20 protein-coding genes are annotated in these 20,342 nt (G+C 40.3%); 12 read left to right on the plus strand and 8 right to left on the minus strand.

The annotated features are described in order from the left end of the window. The first annotated feature begins 24 nt into the window (after positions 1 to 24). A complete protein-coding gene (locus tag AMD01_RS11450; protein WP_053401533.1) occupies positions 25 to 732 on the plus strand; it encodes a class I SAM-dependent methyltransferase in 708 nt (235 codons plus the stop codon). A gap of 388 nt (positions 733 to 1,120) precedes the next feature. Further along, on the plus strand, positions 1,121 to 1,651 hold the full coding sequence (locus tag AMD01_RS11455) for an IseA DL-endopeptidase inhibitor family protein (RefSeq protein WP_053401534.1): 531 nt from the start codon (positions 1,121 to 1,123) through the stop codon (positions 1,649 to 1,651). A gap of 79 nt (positions 1,652 to 1,730) precedes the next feature. On the opposite strand, the gene AMD01_RS11460 is transcribed toward AMD01_RS11455, so the two are convergent. From AMD01_RS11460 to AMD01_RS11470, 3 genes are all read right to left on the minus strand, one after another. Then, the gene (locus AMD01_RS11460) at positions 1,731 to 2,324 is read right to left on the minus strand and encodes a hypothetical protein (RefSeq protein ID WP_053401535.1); all 594 of its coding nucleotides are present in this window, start codon (positions 2,322 to 2,324) and stop codon (positions 1,731 to 1,733) included. A 77-nt stretch (positions 2,325 to 2,401) separates the two neighbouring features. Then, positions 2,402 to 3,085, minus strand: coding sequence for a hypothetical protein (locus AMD01_RS11465; RefSeq protein ID WP_053401536.1), 684 nt, complete (start codon positions 3,083 to 3,085; stop codon positions 2,402 to 2,404). A gap of 72 nt (positions 3,086 to 3,157) precedes the next feature. Then, positions 3,158 to 3,496, minus strand: a complete 339-nt coding sequence (locus AMD01_RS11470) for a DnaJ family domain-containing protein (protein ID WP_053401537.1) — start codon at positions 3,494 to 3,496, stop codon at positions 3,158 to 3,160. A gap of 112 nt (positions 3,497 to 3,608) precedes the next feature. On the opposite strand from AMD01_RS11470, the gene AMD01_RS11475 reads away from it, so the two are divergent. Then, complete coding sequence (locus tag AMD01_RS11475) at positions 3,609 to 3,932, plus strand: hypothetical protein (RefSeq protein WP_053401538.1); 324 nt, start codon at positions 3,609 to 3,611, stop codon at positions 3,930 to 3,932. A gap of 461 nt (positions 3,933 to 4,393) precedes the next feature. Then, entirely contained in the window at positions 4,394 to 5,698 is a 1,305-nt protein-coding gene (locus AMD01_RS11480; RefSeq protein WP_053401539.1) for an aldehyde dehydrogenase, read from the plus strand. Positions 5,699 to 6,094: 396 nt separating this feature from the next. On the opposite strand, the gene AMD01_RS11485 is transcribed toward AMD01_RS11480, so the two are convergent. Continuing rightward, entirely contained in the window at positions 6,095 to 7,075 is a 981-nt protein-coding gene (locus AMD01_RS11485; protein WP_053401540.1) for an ATP-binding protein, read from the minus strand. Continuing rightward, positions 7,068 to 8,312, minus strand: coding sequence for a T4 RnlA family RNA ligase (locus AMD01_RS11490; protein ID WP_053401541.1), 1,245 nt, complete (start codon positions 8,310 to 8,312; stop codon positions 7,068 to 7,070). Before AMD01_RS11490 ends, AMD01_RS11485 begins: the two co-directional genes overlap by 8 nt. 314 nt (positions 8,313 to 8,626) lie before the next feature. Between AMD01_RS11490 and AMD01_RS11495 the strand changes: the two genes are divergently transcribed. Genes AMD01_RS11495 through AMD01_RS11515 form a run of 5 tightly spaced genes read left to right on the plus strand, consistent with a single transcriptional unit; the run spans position 8,627 to position 14,079 of the window. After that, positions 8,627 to 10,162: an ABC transporter substrate-binding protein gene (locus AMD01_RS11495; RefSeq protein WP_053401542.1), complete on the plus strand. Its 1,536-nt coding sequence runs from the start codon at positions 8,627 to 8,629 to the stop codon at positions 10,160 to 10,162. A 56-nt stretch (positions 10,163 to 10,218) separates the two neighbouring features. Then, the gene (locus AMD01_RS11500) at positions 10,219 to 11,172 is read left to right on the plus strand and encodes an ABC transporter permease (protein ID WP_053401543.1); all 954 of its coding nucleotides are present in this window, start codon (positions 10,219 to 10,221) and stop codon (positions 11,170 to 11,172) included. A 15-nt stretch (positions 11,173 to 11,187) separates the two neighbouring features. Then, the gene (locus AMD01_RS11505; RefSeq protein ID WP_053401544.1) at positions 11,188 to 12,114 is read left to right on the plus strand and encodes an ABC transporter permease; all 927 of its coding nucleotides are present in this window, start codon (positions 11,188 to 11,190) and stop codon (positions 12,112 to 12,114) included. Further along, a complete protein-coding gene (locus AMD01_RS11510) occupies positions 12,090 to 13,097 on the plus strand; it encodes an ABC transporter ATP-binding protein (RefSeq protein ID WP_053401545.1) in 1,008 nt (335 codons plus the stop codon). Before AMD01_RS11505 ends, AMD01_RS11510 begins: the two co-directional genes overlap by 25 nt. Next, positions 13,087 to 14,079: an ABC transporter ATP-binding protein gene (locus AMD01_RS11515; RefSeq protein ID WP_053401546.1), complete on the plus strand. Its 993-nt coding sequence runs from the start codon at positions 13,087 to 13,089 to the stop codon at positions 14,077 to 14,079. The genes AMD01_RS11510 and AMD01_RS11515 overlap by 11 nt, the downstream gene beginning before the upstream one ends. Positions 14,080 to 14,668: 589 nt before the next feature. Here the strand turns inward: AMD01_RS11515 and AMD01_RS11525 are convergent. Continuing rightward, a complete protein-coding gene (locus AMD01_RS11525; protein WP_053401548.1) occupies positions 14,669 to 15,877 on the minus strand; it encodes a cytochrome P450 in 1,209 nt (402 codons plus the stop codon). Between the two features lie 219 nt (positions 15,878 to 16,096). Here AMD01_RS11525 and AMD01_RS11530 point away from each other — a divergent pair, with 219 nt between their 5' ends. Both AMD01_RS11530 and AMD01_RS11535 read left to right on the plus strand, forming a co-directional pair. Beyond that, entirely contained in the window at positions 16,097 to 16,456 is a 360-nt protein-coding gene (locus tag AMD01_RS11530) for a CotD family spore coat protein (protein ID WP_053401549.1), read from the plus strand. A 285-nt stretch (positions 16,457 to 16,741) separates the two neighbouring features. Beyond that, positions 16,742 to 17,068, plus strand: a complete 327-nt coding sequence (locus AMD01_RS11535) for a heme oxygenase (RefSeq protein WP_053401550.1) — start codon at positions 16,742 to 16,744, stop codon at positions 17,066 to 17,068. 148 nt (positions 17,069 to 17,216) lie between these two features. Here the strand turns inward: AMD01_RS11535 and AMD01_RS11540 are convergent, their stop codons facing one another. Next, positions 17,217 to 17,507, minus strand: coding sequence for a hypothetical protein (locus AMD01_RS11540; RefSeq protein ID WP_053401551.1), 291 nt, complete (start codon positions 17,505 to 17,507; stop codon positions 17,217 to 17,219). A 113-nt stretch (positions 17,508 to 17,620) separates the two neighbouring features. Between AMD01_RS11540 and AMD01_RS11545 the strand changes: the two genes are divergently transcribed. Continuing rightward, positions 17,621 to 18,040, plus strand: coding sequence for a hypothetical protein (locus AMD01_RS11545; protein WP_053401552.1), 420 nt, complete (start codon positions 17,621 to 17,623; stop codon positions 18,038 to 18,040). Positions 18,041 to 18,081: 41 nt separating this feature from the next. Here the strand turns inward: AMD01_RS11545 and AMD01_RS11550 are convergent, their stop codons facing one another. Beyond that, complete coding sequence (locus AMD01_RS11550; protein WP_053401553.1) at positions 18,082 to 20,283, minus strand: MMPL family transporter; 2,202 nt, start codon at positions 20,281 to 20,283, stop codon at positions 18,082 to 18,084. Positions 20,284 to 20,342: the final 59 nt, after the last annotated feature.

Here is a 20,342-nt window from a genome sequence, read left to right on the forward strand (position 1 = left end):
ACCAACTATTAGGAGTGAGGTTTCTTGAAAAATACGATTGATTGTTATAGCGACGTGCTAGAAATGCTTGATTCACTGCTACGAGACCCTGAGCCTTTTCGGGAAGATTTTTATACGGACCGAACGAAACCTATTCCGATCTTTACAGACTATCCTGATGAAACACTCGTTTCTTACATGAAAAGCCTAAACGTAACAGGAAGAAAAGTATTAGACATTGGATGTGGTGCTGGCCGAAATGCACTATTTTTAGCTTCACAGGGATTTGAAGTCGATGCAATTGATTTATCCTCCACGTCTATCCAGTGGGCAAAAGAACGAGCAGATGAGCGAAAGCTTTCCATTCGCTTTGTTCATGGGAACCTGTTCGAAACCGCTCTATGTACAGACGCATATGATTTCATCTATGATTCTGGCTGTTTTCACTACCTCGCTCCGCACAGACGCATTACATACACTAAATTGGTTACACGTTTGTTAAAGACCGGCGGACATTTTGGCATTACGTGCTTTGTTCCAGAAGGGAAATTTGGAGGTTCAACCCTCTCAGATTGGCAAGTCTATGAACTTCGGACGCTTCAAGGTGGGCTTGGCTATACAAAAGAACGTTTAATAGACATATTCAATCAACTTCAGTTAATTGATGCGCGGGCAATGAATGATGTAAGTGATGGAGAAAAGCTATTCGGAAGCTCAGATTTATTATCTGCTCTCTTTATTAAAGCAAACTAAGTTTATTCCATAGAGGATACGGACGTTTAATTGTTCTTGTTATTGTCCTCTTCCTATCTAGCGAAGAATACTACACGTTTTCTTTTTTATTACAGACTTATTTTTCGTTTTGTATCATCTTTGTAACATTACTGTAATATTACTCCCCTTTTCTACCCGTCTTCTTTTCAATCATTTTGTTATTTCATTTACATCTCAACCCTTTAAAAGCCTTTATTATCAACCTTTATATCAATCTATGTTTAAAAATCTCAATTTTTTTTAAAAAATATAGGCAAACTACTTTTCAATTGTTACTTTTTGTTGTAACATAAATGTAACAAAAGAAATATAAAAACAATATTTGTTACATAGATAACGACATATAACGATTAGGAGTGGACGAGACATGAAACGATTTGGACTTATTTTATCAGTGGTGGCACTTTCTTTTACATTACATACACAAGCAACAGCAAAAACAACGGCAGAAACATTATCGACAAACAACGCAATTACTCTTGCAGCAGATGGCAGCGAACATTTTTGGAATGCTTTACACGGTTCAAAAGACAATTCATGTACACCTCGTACATTCGACTATAAAGATGCAGATTACGTCTATCTTTGTGAAGAGTTTGATACAAAAGAAAAGCTATCAAACTACTTAAACGAAACGTTCACAAACGGTAGCATTGAACAAGGACTAAAAGATTATGACTACATGACATACAACGGAAAGCTTGCTCACCCAGTTGGTGATGGTTTCAGCATGCTTGATTGGGATCATGCAACAGCAAAGCTTGTTAAGAAACAAGGTAGCACACGTACATTTGAGTTTACCGTTCCAACTGTAGACGGAGATAGCGTAAAACGTCACGTAACATTTGCATCAGTAGGATCACAGTGGAAAATTACAACATTTGACGCTGTGCAATAATCGTTAACCATTTTACCTTACCTTTACTGAAAAAAACGCGTCGCTTATTAGCAACGCGTTTTTGTTATTTCCTCTATTATTACTTCCAGTTTACGTATCGAGCCTCTCCTGCAAACAGCTTATCGGCTACTAGCCGTCCTTTCTTGTCAAACGCACGAATATTCCAGTTGCTCTCCGTGTATTTATTTAGCACAAACAGCGCGTATCGATTTTTCACTTTTTGAACGTGGTACACCTTTGAATGTGATTTCACATCGTTTAATGAAAGGTGATATGGTGCCGTCTGGGATACTCCTTTTAAATGATTTCCAAGCGCTATGTATTTAATTTTTGAGCGTGGTGCCGTTTCAATAGCTACAACGAAACGGCTATGATCTCCCATGCCCGTTGCTTTGAACGGTTTTCCTGCTTCAACCGAATACCCGAACGTCCCCCCATCAGATTGGTACAAAAAACCAAACTTTCTTTCTAAGCGGCTAATACCAAACGTGCGAAACGTTTCGTCCTCAAATAAGACAATTTTTCCGTAATTCTTTATATCCTTTGATTCAATAATTTTCACATTGTTTTCGTGAGAGATTGCCTCTTCTGCTGAGACGTGCATATGATCGAATTTCAGCAGAACAAGAGTCATGATTCCTATTGCAAAAGCTCCAATGATTACTTTTTTCATTCATCATCCCCCCGGTGAAGAACTTCTTGATTTATATAGCCTATTAAAAACTTCGCTTATGTTATATAGTCCCCCTTTTATGCATGTTTTAACTCTTCTTCATATGTAAAATGAGGATGTGACTCGATCTGCTGACGTACTTCTTCTAACGGAAGCTTTGAATACAATCCGTAATAAGAATGTTGTTGAATGTGGAATTGGCGCATGATGTCAGAAATAGCAAGCATGCGAGATTCATGATCAAATTCCCTCATAAAAGTGCGAAAGTGAATCCAATCCTCTTTTTCCATCACTTTAATAACTGTACACATTTCCTCATTAATACAAGCTTCCTCCACACTAAAAATCATTTGTGGATGATCTTCAGACGGATGATCTGTGTCGTTTTTGACGAGCGTTTGAAAATCTGCCAATAGCCTGTGAAACTCTTCAATCGTTTCAATGCAAAATCCGATATGCCAGTGCGGCGCCGTTCGTTGATCGTATTCCCAGTCAATTGATGATAAGTTGTACATAGTTGAAAGCTTCCTTAACACGCGCTTATTTGTAAACCCTGTTTTAAATACCACTTCCGCTTTATGATCAGATTCCATAAAAATCGTAAAAATATCCCCACACCATACGTTCGCCTCGCCAATCATTTCGATATATTCCTGTGAAGCCACGGCGAGCTCTTCGCACGGCACGGCGTCATTTACTAGACGATAGTGATGTTCAGCAGCAAACTGTGTTACGAGCGCTACTAATTCTTCTTGCTTCATCCTCTAGTCTCCTTCCTTCCACTCAAAAATAGCTTCGGTTCCATTTAAGAACCAAAGCCCATTTACGTGCATTTACTCTTCCCAAATCTTCTTCGCTCGTTCAAGGTTTTGTAAGCTAATGAAGCCTTTTTGCATTGGAGGTGGACATTGAACGTTATGTTTCTTAATTTTTTCATTGATCACGTTGACCTCTTCATCCGTTTGGCAGGTGCGTACGAGCGCTGAAATTTCCTTTTGAAGCTGAAGCCACGGTGGTAAATAACCGGCATCACGCGCAACTTTCTCAAAATTTTGGAACACGTCCCGCTTAAAATAATCCTGACTAAGCGGTTTTCCTTGCCCTTTCAGAGGACCTTGATCACCTGAATTTTTCAACATATCGCCAATTAAATCATTGTACTTATTTTCCATCCTTCTCCCCCCATTTCGACTCAAAAACCTTCCTTTCATCCTTGTGTTCATTGTACCATATTATTACAGTCTTTTTTAGACAAGAACTTCTGAACGGAAACGAGGAAACGATATGCAACGCTTAGAGTTAGACGCTGACTTAAAGATCAATTTCTCATTGGTCTCCGTGCCTAACAATAAAGAGCTAAAGAAGCTGCTCACTTACTGTTTATTATTGCACCAGCATGCTCATACCATTACCTCCACTTCTTCTTTTACATTAAAAGACGTACTATATGCTCAGTACGAATGGGTTCTTTTATTTACGAAGAACTATACGGAGCAATACCGGACCGATGAAGGATTTCAGCAGCATTTACTGGACATACTTGAGACAATCGAAGTAGAACTCGGAAATGTAGATTGGGCGCTTATCCAATCCTTTGAAGAAAAATAAGAGTATACATCCCTCTTATTATTTTGGAACAAACTAACAAAAAATTTGCGTTTGTTCTCGTGTAATCAGGGAACAACATACAAGGCTCCCTTTCAAACCTATTTCTTTTCACTTAGAAATGGGTTTTCTTTTCTTGAAACTAACGCTCATCTGGCGGCAGTTTCTTACTTATTTCGGTTTTCGAAACAAAATAATTGACCCTTTTTTTAATAAGGAGTATCTTTAGTTCAGTCATCAAATCTTTTGTGTTGCAAAGTTTATTTTTTTGTATTATAGTACTCATTGCAACATTAATTGATAGGTCAATCAATTGCCCACAATGAAAAATAAGGTAATTTTAGATTGAGCTAATGATCCCAATTATACACCCATCAATCTGGTTTGACCTTTCAAGCTTTTAGATCCCTAAATCTTGTCCCCAAAGCTTGAAAGGTTCAAGACCATACAAAGGAGAATGTTCGATGGAAAACTATCATGAACTTTTAAAAAAACAACATGCCTTCTTTAAAGGCGGACAAACAAAAGATGTTCAGTTTCGTATTAATACGTTAAATAAATTAAAAGACTTAGTGCAAACACACGCTCAAGATGTATTAGATGCTGTAAAAGCAGACCTTAACAAGCCAGAAGTAGAAGCAAAACGCGCTGAGGTTGGTCTTGTAATCGGTGAAATTGACTATATGGTTGAAAACCTAGCTGCATGGGCAGAACCAAAAGAAGTGGAAACACCTGCAATGCTTGAAGGTGCAAAAAGCTTCATTTTACCAGAGCCATACGGTGCAGCACTTGTGATTGCGCCTTGGAACTACCCGTTCCAACTTGCGATGAACCCATTAGTAGGAGCAATTGCAGCTGGTAACACAGCAGTGTTAAAACCATCTGAGCTAACACCACGCACATCTAGCCTGCTTGCGACGCTTATTAATGACAACTTCCCTGAAGAATATCTACGCGTAGTTGAAGGTGAAGTCGAAACAAGCACAGCGCTATTAAACGAAAAATTTGACTATGTGTTCTTTACAGGAAGCACAGGCGTAGGGAAAATCGTTGCTCAAGCAGCTGCTAAACACCTAACACCTGTAACGCTTGAACTAGGTGGAAAAAGTCCCACAATCGTTCATAAAGATGCAAATCTTGATGAAACGGCTGCACGCATTGCACGCGGAAAATTCGCAAACGCTGGTCAAACTTGCGTAGCGCCTGACTACGTTCTTGCTCACCGCAGCGTAAAAGATGAGCTCATTAAAAAATTACAAGAAGTGATCACAGCTACGTATGGTGAAGACGTAACGAAAAACCTTGACTTCCCTCACGTAGTGAGCGACAGACACTTTGATCGCTTACACGGCTTCTTAGACAATGGCGACTTAGCAGTTGGTGGTCAATCAGACCGTGATCGTTTGTTCATTGAGCCAACTGTGTTAGACAACATTTCTTTTGAAGATGCTGTTATGCAGGATGAAATCTTCGGACCTATTCTTCCTGTAATCGTATATGATGAGCTTTCTGAAGTGATTGATGAAGTAACAAAACGACCAAAACCACTAGCTCTTTACATCTTCTCTGAAGACGAAGACGTTCAAAATGAAATCTTACACAACATTTCATTCGGTGGCGGTTCAATTAACGACACAATCACACATATGACAACTCACTATCTACCATTTGGTGGTGTCGGTGAAAGTGGTATGGGTGCTTATCATGGTAAAGCAAGCTTTGATACATTCTCACACTTCAAAAGCATTTTAAACCGCCCAACAAAATAATGGGGTAAACAAAGGAGAGAGGCTACGATTGAGGCCACTGAAAAACTTCGGCTTTTTTAGATGATCAGTAGCATGTAAGACAGAAAAGCTGGATCCATTCCGTTCTTTGGAGTAGATCCAGCTTTTTCTTCATTATAAAGCAAAAACGGCCAAGTTCCTTTCAAAATGGGAACTTGGCCATTACATCTGATGCAGTCGCTCTAGGTTGTTTGGAACGGAAGGTGCGAGACTCCTGAGGGATTAGCGTGACAGGTGAGACTCCGCAGAGCAGCGAGGAGGCTCACCGCACGCCCCGCGGAAAGCGAAGCAACCTGGAGTGGAAATCAACCGACTCCGTTATGAAAGCAATCCTTTAAGGACTTTTTCAGTGGCCTCGTGTATGCGTGTTCCTTTTTACTACTTCCCTGCCATATCTGCTTCATGAAGAAACAGAAGTTTTTGAAATAAATCGGCGCCTAGCAGATCATGAATTTCCTTCATCTTTTTCTCACTCGCACTGAGCGGAATCATGTGAAACTGAACGAGCGTTGATACACGCTGCACAATACTGTCCTCATAGCCGAGCTGTGTAAGCCAATACGCGGCTAGCTGCGACGAAACAAACTCATGGCCAATAAAGTGAGCGTATCTCGTTTCCTCGCCTTTTCGAGTCGTAAAACTTTTACAATAGCCCTTTCCAAGATCATGAAAAAGCGCTGCCCACAGCATTATGAGACGATCCTTACCCTCGTATTTCTCTAGCACATACTTGTACACATAGTAAATATGGCGACTAATGGAGAACGAATGATACGTAGAATCTTGTGACACATTAAATATATCCATAAACTCCGGAATAACCGCCGCAAGTTGTGGAATTAATTCGTCATGAGATGCACCAGAGGTAACGGCTGCTTCAAGCGCATTTCTTGTTTCACTCGCCCTACCCACGCCGTCATTAAAATAAATCACGTCGTCCCATCCTTCATTCATAACAGGAATATGAAGGGCTTTATACATTTTATCAATGACGGAATTTCCTACTTTTCGCGTACGATGCTCATCCTGGTATTGAATATCCGTCAGATGATTATTTATATAATAAGCTACTTTTTCGTTCGCTTTGATCACGTAGTTAATTAGATGCACACGTTTTTTCCTTATGAGATTTGTGGCGTCATAAATAACCGTCTCGCCACGCAAAAGATGCATATTGGCACGTTTATTCATTTCTTCGAATACACGTACATTTTGAGACTGATCATTCACATTACCAAAAAGCTCTTTACGCAGCTCATCCGATGAAAGAACGACGCCGTTCTCTTGCATACTCAGTTGCCGTGCAAGCGTTGATTTGCCTGATGCCGGAAGACCAACCATCATGATGAATTTACTCAAGTGGCTCACCTTCTTTAGTGACTGATGACAACTCACGCGAATCGTCAATCCCAATTTGGTGTAGCTTACGATAAGAACCATCTACCTTCTTTAACAGGTCATATCGTTTTCCTAAAAATTCATTTCGAACAAACGATTTTAGCGCCTTTGGGACGTGTTGGTCGATCCAAATCATACATTTCTTCCGATCATCTTTAGGCGCCGCCTCGTAGTAGTGCTTAATATGGGACTTAGTTTCCTTTAAGCGTTTGAAAACCTCGCTCGCTGTCTCCTCCACTCTCGCACGGTAAGCATCAGGAACTTTTGAGACCATATCATCATACGTTTCTTCTGCAATGGCTTGAATGATGACGTTAACCGATGAAATTCTGTCCAACAGTCCGTGCATACTTACATAGTCATCACACTTTACTTTGATAAAATGACCATCGATATGTAGTACCCATCCTTCTTTTTCATAAGACCGATACGTCTTCATATCCTCTAGCAAATTCTCTAACGTTTTGTTTTCAAGCGACACGGCTTTGACTCCATATGCTGATGCTAATTGTAGGACGTCACAATAGGATAAGTGCTCCCCTGTATACGTATTTCGAACACCAATTAAATAAACCCCTTCGTCTTTTTTAGTATAGTTCACGACATGTGCATCTCGTTGTGAGATATATTCAAATACAAACGTATAGTGATCGTGCTCTTTTAACATCCTTACATACGAATTGCTAAGCATGCGATGTCCATCTTCTAAGCGCCATGAATCCTGCATTGAGACCGCCATACTTCCTGCCATAAAAACATTTCCACGGTACCAGCGAGCATTTTGCATCGAACCGTCCAGCTTATCAGCAATCTCTACTACCTTTGCACGCCTCATTTTTTGTTGTATAGCGTCTACTTTATTTTCTTCTACCTCATTTAAATTAAAAAACTTTTGATACGGTGATAGAACCACTTCCTCATGTTCTAGATCGACCACAACACTTCGACATTCACGGTAAATGGACCCTTGATCCTCCCACATTTCACGTTTCATCTCAAAAAGATCGTAGCGAAATAAAACGAGTGATCCTTTTTGATTCACATGCAGGCAAGCGAATACCTCGTCATATTCTTTCCGATTTAATTTCTGTAGCCACGTTTTAAAATCGTACGTGTCAACCTCTCCAACTAATTGTTTATAATCTTGCTTCATTTTCATCACCAGATTGTAAACAGGATTCCACGAATAGGAATTCATTATGGCTTCCTCCTCTAAGGCATCTTTTTATCTACACATTCATTTCAGCTATTTTAATAAGAAAGAAAAACAGAATGATTTGCCTTTTCTCTTCCTATTATATGAATCTATCTCTCAAACATTATCCGTCATGTTTTAATCAACCTTCACATTTCTTCCATTATTGTTATAATAATCATTATTATAGCATACCTCTTTTTTGGAAAATATTTATTGCCAAGAAGGTATTGTGGTGCTACAATGTTTTACATTCCTACTATTCTTACTTACATAGTCGGTTTAACACATTACATGATGAAATAGGAGTGATTTTAGTGAAAAAATCATATTTACTTTTCATCTCTCTTATTGCCGTGATTCTTATTGCAGCAGGATGCAGTAACGATAGCAGCAAGCCTTCAAGTGCAAAAGAAGGCAAAGAGGGTGGAACACTAAACGTCGCGTCTCAAAGTGAGCCAGCAACGCTTGATGCTCAAATTACGGGAGACTCAGATGTAAAAGACGCAACACGAAGCATTTATGAAGGTCTCATGATTCTAGATGACAAAGGAAATCCACAGCCTGACTTGGCCTCTAAAGTCGATGTTAGCGAAGATAAGAAAACGTATACGTTCCAACTTCGTAAAGGTGTAAAATTCCATAATGGAAAAGAAATGACGGCAGATGATGTTGTCGCCTCTATTAATCGCTGGATTAAGTTATCTTCCCTCGGTAAAACGAACTTCGCTGGAGCCGAAATGACAAAAGTAAATAACGATACGGTGAAGCTTACTTTACAAGCTCCGAACGTGAATACGCTATCACTATTAGCTGATCCGATTCCCGCCGCAGCTATTCTACCAAAAGAAATTGTTGATGGTGCATCAGATGAAGGAATTAAAGAGTATATCGGGACAGGTCCGTATAAATTAAAAGAATGGAAGAAAAATCAGTACATTTTACTCGAGAAGTTTAAGGATTATTCAGCAAAAGGTCGCGAAGTGAAAAAAACACCTCATGCTGATGAAATCAAGTTAAGCTTTGTAAGTGATGAATCAACGCGTATCTCTGGCTTAACAACTGGGCAATTTGATGTGGCGTTATCGATTTCAAGCGATAACACAAAACAAATTGAAGGCAGTCAAAATGCAAAAGTAGAAACGTCCCCTGGTGGATTTATGGGATTATTCTACAACGGTGATAAAGGTGTCTTTAAAGACATTAACGCACGTAAAGCGGTAAATTCGGTACTAAATTCAAAAGATATTTTAGATAGCTCTTACGGTAGTTCAAAGTTTTACACACTTTCTTCTTCCATTGTGAATAAAGAATATCCGAACTATTACAGTACAGCTGGAGAAAAAGAATACAATCAGCACGATAAGAAAAAAGCAAAAGAATACCTGAAGAAATCTGGTTATAACGGTGAAGAAATCCGCTTGATGGCTTCTCGTGACTATCAAGATCAGTACAACACGGCTGTTGTTGTTCAGCAAGAATTAAAAAGCATTGGCATGAATGTGAAGCTAGAAGTCTATGACTGGGCAACGTTCAGTGACAAAATGAGCGACACAAGTCAGTGGGATATCTATCCTGTTGACTGGAATGCACGTTCAACGATTTTCCAAGGTTTTTGGACAACAAAAGGTACATCTGTAGAAAAATCAATGGACTACTTAAACAAAATTAAAGCAGCTCCTTCTGTTGAAGAAGCACGTGATGAAGTGGATGCTATTCAGCAATATGTGTGGGACGAGCTTCCATTCACACTAATCGGACACAAGATGAATATTAACGCTGTTTCCGATAACGTAAAGGGCTATCAATATAATCTTGGACCAATCTTTTATAATATGACATTAACTAAATAATGTATGACCATAAAAGCAGAGAGCATACGCCCTCTGCTTTTAGAAAGGAGTTCAATATGGGCGCTTATACAGTCAAGAGAATTCTCTCCTTAATCCCTGTTTTACTAATTGTCTCAATTGTGGTGTTTTTAATTACTCACCTTACACCAGGAAATCCTGCTGCTATCATTTTAGGACAAGGCGCAAGCGCTGATCAAATTGCCGCACTTAGTAAAAAAATGGGATTAGATAAACCCGTTATGGAACAATTTTTTATTTGGATCTCCAACATTGCTCACGGTGATTTTGGTTACTCCTACTTTTTAAACCGTTCCGTTCTAGGAGCCATTTGGGACAATGTTGGCCCTACATTTTCGCTAGCACTATTAGCTCAAGTGATTGGGGTAACGTTCGCTTTGCTTTTTGGGGTGTACGCAGCCAAACATAAAGGAAAAGTACGCGATGAGGCGATTATGGGAGCAAGTCTGCTTGGTATTTCCATTCCTAGCTTTCTTCTAGGCTCACTGCTAATCTTACTCTTTGCCGTTCAGCTTCGCATATTCCCTGTTTCAGGATATGTGCCGCTAAACGCTGGACTCTTCGAGCATCTACGCTATTTGATTTTACCTGCCATTACGCTTGGTACCATTCAAGCTGCGCTTATTACGAGAATGACGCGTTCTTCTTTATTGGATACGATTTCTGAGAACTTCGTCAAAACGGCGAAGGCAAAAGGACTAAGCGAACGAACCGTTATGCTCAAGCATACGCTACGCGTTGGCTTTTTACCCATTTTAACCGTCATTGGGGAATCATTTGGAGGACTTGTGACAGGTGCTGCCGTAACAGAGGCATTATTTAATATTCCGGGACTTGGACAGCTCATCGTCTCCTCCATTGAGCGACGAGATTATGCGCTCATTCAAGGAGCCGTATTACTTATTACAATTGTATACGTCATTGTCAATTTAGTTGTCGATTTGCTCTACGCAGTGATCGATCCACGCGTTCGAAATTCTTATCATGATTAAAAGGGGGGAACACATATGAATGCACCACAACAAACAGAGCCTCTTTCACATACGACGGAGAAGAAAAAGAAAAACCCAACCATCGTACGGCTGTTATCAAACCGACTACTCGTTCGAGGCGCTATTCTTATTTTACTATCTGTCATCATTGCGATCTTTGCGCCGCTGATTTCTCCTTTTGATATGTTAAAAGTAGATCCGGCTCATCGACTGGCGGCCCCTTCTACCCTTCATTGGTTTGGAACGGACAATTTTGGACGCGATGTGTTTAGTCGTACGATGTACGGAGTTAGAATTTCCATTATGATTGGCGCAACTGTAACGATTATCGCTTCAGTTATTGGATTAATTGTTGGCCTTTTATCCGCTTACTATAAAGTACTTGATTATATTTTAATGCGCATATGTGACGGGCTGTTTGCCTTTCCGTCCATTTTATTAGCCATTGCGATTATGTCGGCTTTAGGGCCAAAAACAATAAATGTTATTATCGCACTTAGCCTTGTTTTCATTCCATCAATTGCCCGAATTGTTCGCTCAGCGGCACTTGTGGTAAAAGAAAAAACATTCGTTGAAGCACTTAAAGCTCAGGGAGCAAGTTCCGTCCGCATTCTCTTTTTACACATTGCGCCGAACGTTCTCTCCCCTCTAATCGTACAAGTAACGTACGTATTTGCCGTAACGATTTTAACTGAAGCTTCCCTGAGCTTTTTAGGAGCTGGTATTCCTGCCCCGATCCCAAGCTTGGGAAATATGCTGTACGACGGGAAGCTTGCGATCTACACAGCGTGGTGGATGACGGTATTTCCGGGGATCTTTATTATCCTACTTGTACTCGGTCTTAACCTATTCGGTGATGGCCTACGTGACTGGCTCAACCCTAAAAATGTCGTACTAAACAGAAGGAGGAAGAAAAGATGGCAACGCAAGAGTCTCTCTTAACAATTGAAGATTTAAAAGTAATCTTTTCGACCTACGGCGGAGACGTTACGGCAGTTGATAACGTTTCACTGCAGCTTAACAAAGGCGAAGTATTAGGAATTGTGGGTGAATCAGGCTCTGGTAAAAGCGTCACGTCGGAATCGATTTTACAGCTACTAGATGAGGATTTGACAACCTACGAAGGAAACATATGGTTTGAAGGAAAAAATTTATTAGACATGTCACCGAGACAAATACAACGCCTTCGTGGCAACGATATTTCGATGATTTTTCAAGACCCGATGTCTTCTCTCAATCCGGTCATGTCCATTGGAAAACAAATCGCAGAGGTGATTCGTCTTCACCAACGTGTCTCTAAAAAGGAAGCGCAAAAGAAAGTGGTTGAACTGTTACGCTTAACGGGAATTCCATCTCCAGAGCAGCGAGCAAAAGAATATCCGCATGAAATTTCAGGTGGAATGAGACAACGGATTATGATTGCGATGGCGTTAGCCTGTGAGCCGAAGCTTTTAATTGCTGACGAACCGACCACTGCGCTTGACGTAACCATTCAGGCACAAATTCTAAATTTAATGATGGAACTGAAGGACCGCTTAAACATGGGCGTTTTATTTATCACCCATGACCTAGGCGTCGTACGTACGGTTTGTACGAAGGTTGCGGTTATGTATTTAGGTCAGGTAATGGAAGAGACGGACGTTGACACACTTTTCTCTAAACCACTTCATCCGTATACAATGGGATTAATTAAATCCGTCCCGCATTTAGATGGTGATAAAACGAAAGATCTTCCGTCCATACCTGGAACGGTTCCACCACTTTCAAACATTCCAGACGGATGTCGCTTTGCACCGCGCTGTCCGTTTGCTACGGAAAAATGTCACAAAGAAGCGCCAAGTCTTGCGTACGCAAGTGATTCACATCGCGTTCGCTGCTGGCACTATGAAACGATTCAAAAAGGAGAGATGGAGCATGTCTACTGAAGCAACACAACAAGCTGCGACTCCTCTTCTCGAAGTTCGCAATCTACAAAAATACTTCCCTGTTCGCTCCGCAATCGGAAAAACAAAGGGACAAATTAAAGCGGTTCATGACGTTTCCTTTTCCATTTATGAAGGGAAAACATACGGCCTCGTAGGCGAATCAGGGTGTGGGAAAAGTACCGCTGGGCGATCACTATTAAAATTGGTGGAGCCAACCGGTGGTGAAGCCTATTTTAACGGTGAAAACATTTTTACGATGAAGCCCTCACAGCTAAAAACGGTGCGTAAAGACTTACAGATGATCTTTCAAGATCCTCATACGTCATTAAATCCGCGTAAAAAAATTGGCGCCTCCATTCAAGAGACGCTTACGATTCATAATATCGGCGCGAAAAGCGAACGGAAACAGGCTGTTATCGACTTGCTTAAAAAGCTTGGATTTAACGAAGAAGATTACAATCGTTATCCCCATGAATTCTCAGGTGGTCAGCGTCAGCGGATCGGCATTGCACGCTCACTCATTTTGAATCCCAAACTCATTATCTGCGACGAGCCTGTCTCAGCACTAGACGTTTCCATTCAGGCGCAAATTCTAAATTTACTTCGCCAGCTACAGCACGAGATGAAGCTATCTTATCTTTTTATCTCGCATGATTTAAGCGTTGTAAGACACATTGCAGACCGCGTAGGCGTTATGTATTTGGGTAGGTTAGTAGAAGAAGGAACAACGGAGGAGATCTTCTCGAATCCCCGTCATCCATACACAAAGCTTCTCCTGTCATCTGTGCCAACGGTCCACGAAAGTGAAGCACGTGAACCAATAGAAGCAAAGGGAGAAATTCCATCTCCACTTAACCCACCTTCTGGCTGTGCCTTTCATCAGCGCTGTCCGTTTGCTACAGACCGCTGCAAAAAGGAAACACCAGAAGATACGGTGATTAGTGCGACACATCGCGTTAAGTGTCATTTGTATAGTGAGTAAGAAAACCCTCTCGGAGATTTGCTTCGAGAGGGTTTTGCTGTTTATTTCAAGCTTACAATAAAACGGTTAAAATTGGATTATACACACCAATATGAAAGAAGTGCTTCATCGTTCTGAAGCACTTCTTTCATAACGTCATTTTTTAAAAATGCTCACATCTTCTATACGAATTGAAGCAACTTCGCCGCATTTTAGACAAAATGTAAAGATTTTATTTGCGCTCTTTAATGATAATTTACTCGGTTTTACTGGCATATAATCGGTCGCTTCTGTAAATTCTTGATTTCCACACTTTTTACACGTATTTTCCTTCATTGTTATATACACCCAATCCCCCGAAATTTTCCATTATAAGAATACTATATATCTTCCTATATAAATGATCAAGCAAGCGTTCTTTTCCCTATTTACTACCGAAAGCAATTTTTATCCCAATAACTACAAAAATAAATCCTTCAGTTCTATTAACTCACTTTGATCGAGAAGGCCTTTTTCGTAACAGCTGTCCCATTTTTTTGAAAACACGCTAATAATCGCAAATAAAACTAGTGATTCAGGAAAAAAGATGACGGCAAACCGATGCTTTTATTCAAAGACTTTGTTTGAATGTAACGGGATATTCAACAACACCATACATTTGCGGCGCCTGAGTGCGCTCAATTAACGCATCTTTCTTCACGTTTAGATGATGAAAGCGGGTAAGAAGTTCTTCAAACGCAACCTTTGCTTCTAGTCTGGCAAGCGGAGCGCCTAAACAGAAGTGAATGCCTTTTCCGAACGTGAGATGCTGATTCGGCTTGCGATTTACGATAAAGGAATGAGGATCACTAAATTTCGCTTCATCTCGGTTCGCTGCGGCTACCCAAGCAACGACCGCATCACCTTTTTTAATAAGTTGATCACGAAGAATAACGTCCTCCTTTGCAATACGTGATGGTGCTTGCACAGGCGGATAGTAGCGAAGCACCTCCTCTACCATTGTTGGAACAAGCGCTAGATTTTTTGCGACCTCTTTCTGTAAATGCGGCATCTCTGTCAAAATCCGAACACCATTTGTAATAAGGTTTGTCGTTGTTTCATTTCCAGCGGCAAGAAGGAGCATGCTAAACTCTAAAATTTCAGAATCCGTTAGCTTCGTTCCGTCAATTTCAGCGGCAAGCAAAGCGGACATAATATCATCGTGTGGTTCTTTTCGTCGCAGTTCTAAGACATCTGCAAGATAATCACGAAGCTCATCGCGTGCCTGAACCTGCTCTTTTTCTACTGCAGCAAACGCTTCTGGTTTATTTTCTACTACCCCTTTTACAAGAGTATCGGACCAAACTTTGAATTTTTCACGGTCTTCAGGCGGTACTCCTAGCAAATCAGCAATCACGATAACAGGAAGTGGCATAGCAAAGTCCGCAATCATGTTCATTTCTCCACTCTCTCCCACTTCATCTAGCAGTTCGGCTGTAATTTCCTTTATTCGCGGTGCTAAATCATTGATTGCTTTCGGAGTAAATGCTTTATTAACAAGATCACGCATTTGCTTATGACGAGGTGGGTCCATACGCAGTAGATTTTCTCTTTCTACCATTCGTCTTTGTTCTGACGAAAATAACTCGTGCTTTTTAAGAACATAATCAACATCTTCATATAAAAAAACGTCCCAGCAATTTCGTTCAATATCAAATCGAACGGGAGATTCCTTTTGTAGCACATCATACACAGGAAACGGATTAAAATAGGTCTCCTTCGTATTCAATTCTTTCATCGGAATGATTGGAGCTAGATTTACTACGCGTTCTGCACTCATCACTTATCTCTCCTTTTGATTTCCAAGATGTTTTAGTCATTAAAAATTTTCATTTCAAGATTTATAAGTTGCATTATACAACTTATAAAAAGTTATCACAATAATCTGATTTTACTATTTACAGCTAAATTTTTTCGAAAAATAGGTAGAGGTCCAAGCCGTAGGTGCTTGTCCTGTATAAGATAGAAGTAGCTTCAAGAAGGGAGATTATAAAAAAAGATGAGAAACTATTATAATCAGCAACAGCAGCCAATGGGGTATGGAAAGATGAATTGCCAAAGTGGATCTTGTGGGTATCCTCAAACAAGTCCTTATCAGCAAATGCCGACACAAATGATGCCAGCTCAATTCGATCCAGTCAAACAAAACATGTCGGTGACAAAACAAGATGTTGTCGTTCCTGTCGTTCATCCGAGCCATACAACCCATATTAATCAACAAAACTACAAGTATATGCACTCATTCCCTCACACTCAATCTGTTGTGAACCAAACCACTCACCAACATTTTTGCGCACCAACCCCTCAGCAAATGTCCCCTTATTCATGCAAACCTTGCCAAAAAAATTGGGGCTATTAATGCGCAAACACACTCTATCTTTGTAGAGTGTGTTTTTTTATGTTTTATAAAATCGCTTAGTTTACATCTCCGAGATAGATAGACTCTTTTTCTCCATTCACAACGTTTACTAGATACCCCTTAAGCCTTTACGAAATTTCTAATGTTCATGGTTTTCTCCTTTTCGTTTTACATGTATTGATTATGCGCTCGTCCTATACGATGAATTCCATATTCAAATCGCTTGCCAAAAAGGCACAAAAAAGAGTACGTTATAAGAGACGAAAACCTAGGAGGATTCTAATTATGTATGTTGTCTCAAACCGAATTAAAGTGAAAAAAGGATTTGCTGAAAAAATGGCACCACGTTTCACAAAACCAGGCCCATTACAAGAAATGAACGGCTTTGAAAAAGTAGAAGTGCTTGTGACACAAAATTTAGAGGAACATGATGAACTAAATGTGAACATGTATTGGAATACACTAGAAGACTTTCAAGCTTGGAAGGAAAGCGATGCGTTCAAGCAAGCGCACAGTCGTCCAAGCGGTGGACAAGAAGGACAAGAGTCTCCTCTGTTAGGAAGTCAGCTTGTTATTGCAGAAGTTGCTTCTACGCTACATAGCGAAAAATAAGATTCCTGTCTTTTAAGGTAGGTTATATTAGAGGAACATCGATACGGGAAAAAGTAGCGAGAGAATATAGCCTTTGTTCTCACGTTAACGTTACTTCACTTCTGATCGATGTTTTTTTATGTGCTTGGAATCGTGGAATGACCTGGTTTTATACCATTTTCCAAAATGAAAAGTATCCGATTATATAGACTATATTCGCTAAAGTTGCAACGACTGATTTTACCGCAGGCTTTTCCTTTAAAATCATTGCTTCAATTCCTAATAGCGCTCCACCAAAGGCGACCATAACAGAAAGTACAATATTACTCAGTAATAAAATCGTCGTCATTTCAAAGATTCCCCCATTTGCAAGTCCTGTTTCATTCATGAGAAAGGTTAAAATATTTGAGCCTACGTTAAAACCGATGCACATGAGCGACATACTTTGTACACGGATCACGTTTTAAACCTCCTTGCCTTTCTGCTTCATCTTTTTTTATTTCCTCTCCCCTGTACAACCTTCTATATGGTAAAATTATACATAATAAATTTTAAGAAAAGGACGTAGCAGCCATGACCAAACAAGGTGTGTATGATTATTTGTTTTTGATCGTTCTTTTCATGGGATGCTGTACCATTTTTTTTAGCTATTTGTCTCTTCAACATTTACCTGTATTAGGCTTTCAAAACTTCGAAACAGAACCTACCTATTATTCAAGTCATCTCGTTCTCATTAAGTATACATGGTTCGGCCAAGAAAATGGGATGCTTGTTCATAACTTCCATGGCTTAAACCAGATGAAGCAAATCATTGATTCTATTCATAGCGTCATTCGAGCACAAATTGTTTGGCTTAGCGGACTGTTTATTTTACTTATGACGATACTATTCAAGCCTCGTCGCTTTGCAAATTATTATCGAAATAGCGGTATTATGCTGATCCTGTGTGGATTGCTTCTTCACATTTTATTGGTGAACATTATTTACGGATAGACGCTAAAAAAGGCGTGCGAGCTGCACGCCTTTTTTCCTTGTTATTTTTGAAGCACGTTCTTCGTTTTAGAAGCTTTCTTTTTTTGTTCTTCCTTTAAAAATTCTTCTCCTTCAATGTCCATGTTTGGAATGATTCGGTCCAACCATTTCGGAAAGTACCAGGAAGAGCGTCCTAATAACGTCATAAGTGCCGGAATCAGCGTCATTCTGACAACAAACGCGTCAAATAAAACACCAAAGGCAAGCGCTAGTCCCATTGATTTAATCATTGGGTCCTTCGCAAAGATAAAGCTTGCAAATACGGCAATCATAATGAGTGCTGCTGCTGTGACAACAGGTCCGCTATGCTTGAGGCCTGTCAAAACAGATTTTTTCGCATCTCCAGAATGCAAATAATCTTCACGCATACGGCTGACTAGGAATACTTCGTAATCCATCGCAAGCCCGAATAAAATACCCGTTGTAAGCACAGGCATAAAGTTTAAAATCGGTCCTTCTTTTGGAATACCAAATAGGTGAATGAAGTGTCCATCTTGCAAAATGAGGACGACAAAACCTAGTGTTGCGGTTAAGGTTAATAAAAAACCTAGCACTGCTTTAAGCGGAACAAGAATGGAACGGAACACGATAATAAGCAGCAGTAGCGCAAAAGCTACAATGACAGAGGCAAACTTCGGTAATGCATCTGCTAGCTTATCAGATATGTCAATATTAACAGCCGTCGCGCCTGTTACCATCATTTTTACATTGTTTGTTTTTTCCACCTGAGCTGCTTTGTCTCGAATGCTATTTACGAGCTCTTTTGTTTCTAGGTCATTCGGTCCAGTTTTTGGTAAAATGTTGACAATCGCAAACATGCCGTCTTGGTTTGGCATCGGTGGCGTCATGAAAGCAACGTTCTTGAATTTCTGTAGCTGTTCTGCCGTTTTAACAAAGGCGGTTTGAGCATTTTCACTCGTTGATGCGTCTAATACAACAACAAGCGGCCCGTTAATTCCCTCACCAAACCCTTCGGCCATTAGGTCATAGCCACGTCGTTCTGTTGTATCGGTCGATTTCGTTCCGTTGTCAGGAAGACCAAGCTCAATATGAAGCGCTGGGTAACTCAGTACTCCACCGAGGATCAGACAAATCAAAATAATAGGAAGCGGGTAACGAGCAAGCATTCTTCCCCATGCATTTGACTCTTTTTGCCCTTTTTTGGAATGGAACTTTCCTAAGAAACGATTTGCTTTCGCTGGGCTCACACGCGTACCTGCGACGGAGATCACAGCAGGAACAAGCGTAATGGCTGCTAGCACGACAATAAAAACGGTGAGTCCTGCTGATAATCCCATTGCCGTTAAAAATGGAATGTTCACAATCGATAATCCACATAAAGCAATTACAACCGTCACACCGGCAAACACGACGGCTCCGCCTGCAGTAGCCGTCGCTCTTGAAATGGACTCTTTAATAGATAGCCCCTCAGCCAAGTGCTGACGATGTCTTGATAAAATGAACAGTGCATAATCAATTCCAACAGCCAAAGCAATCATAACAGCAAGCGATAAGCTGACGGATTGAATAGCGGTGAAATTACTTCCAACCACGATACACAATACGCCAATAGCAAGACCGATAACAGACGTAATGATCGGCAGACCTGCTGTTAATAGAGAGGCAAACGTAAAGGCTAGAATAAAGTAGGCGAAAATAATCCCTACCACTTCTGAAATACCACCTACTTCTACTTTCGATAAGACGACTGTGCCACCAAGCTCTGTCTGGATTCCTTCTTTACGAAGCGATGTAGCAATTTTTTCGGCATCATGCTTTGATGCTTCCGTTACTTTTTCAGCTTCTTTTTTATACGTAATATCTGCGTACCCTATTTTTCGCTCTTGGTTCACTGTGTTCGTTTGATAAGGGTCCGTAACAGCCGCGACTTCCTTATCTTTTGGAACGTTCTTCAGCGCTTCTTGAATTTTCGCCTTCACCTCTTTAGAATCGAGCGTTTCTCCTTTTGGCGCTTTAAAAATGAACTTAATTTTACCACCGTTTCCTCCTTGCGGAAACTCTTTATTTAGTACATCCATTGCTTTTTCTGATTTTGTGCCAGGAATGGACATATCTTCATCAAATGAAGAGCCCAAGCTAGCTAATGTTACACCTAAGGCTAGAAGGATTACAAACCAGCTGCCGATTACTTTAAAGCGGTGATGATAGATCCAACCTCCGAGCCTATACAAATACTTCGCCATGTAAATCTCCTTTCCATTATGTATGCTTATATTTTAATCAATGACCGTTAAAAAAGAAA

It is taken from the genome of Priestia koreensis, assembly GCF_001274935.1.
Lineage (GTDB): Bacteria > Bacillota > Bacilli > Bacillales > Bacillaceae_H > Bacillus_AG > Bacillus_AG koreensis.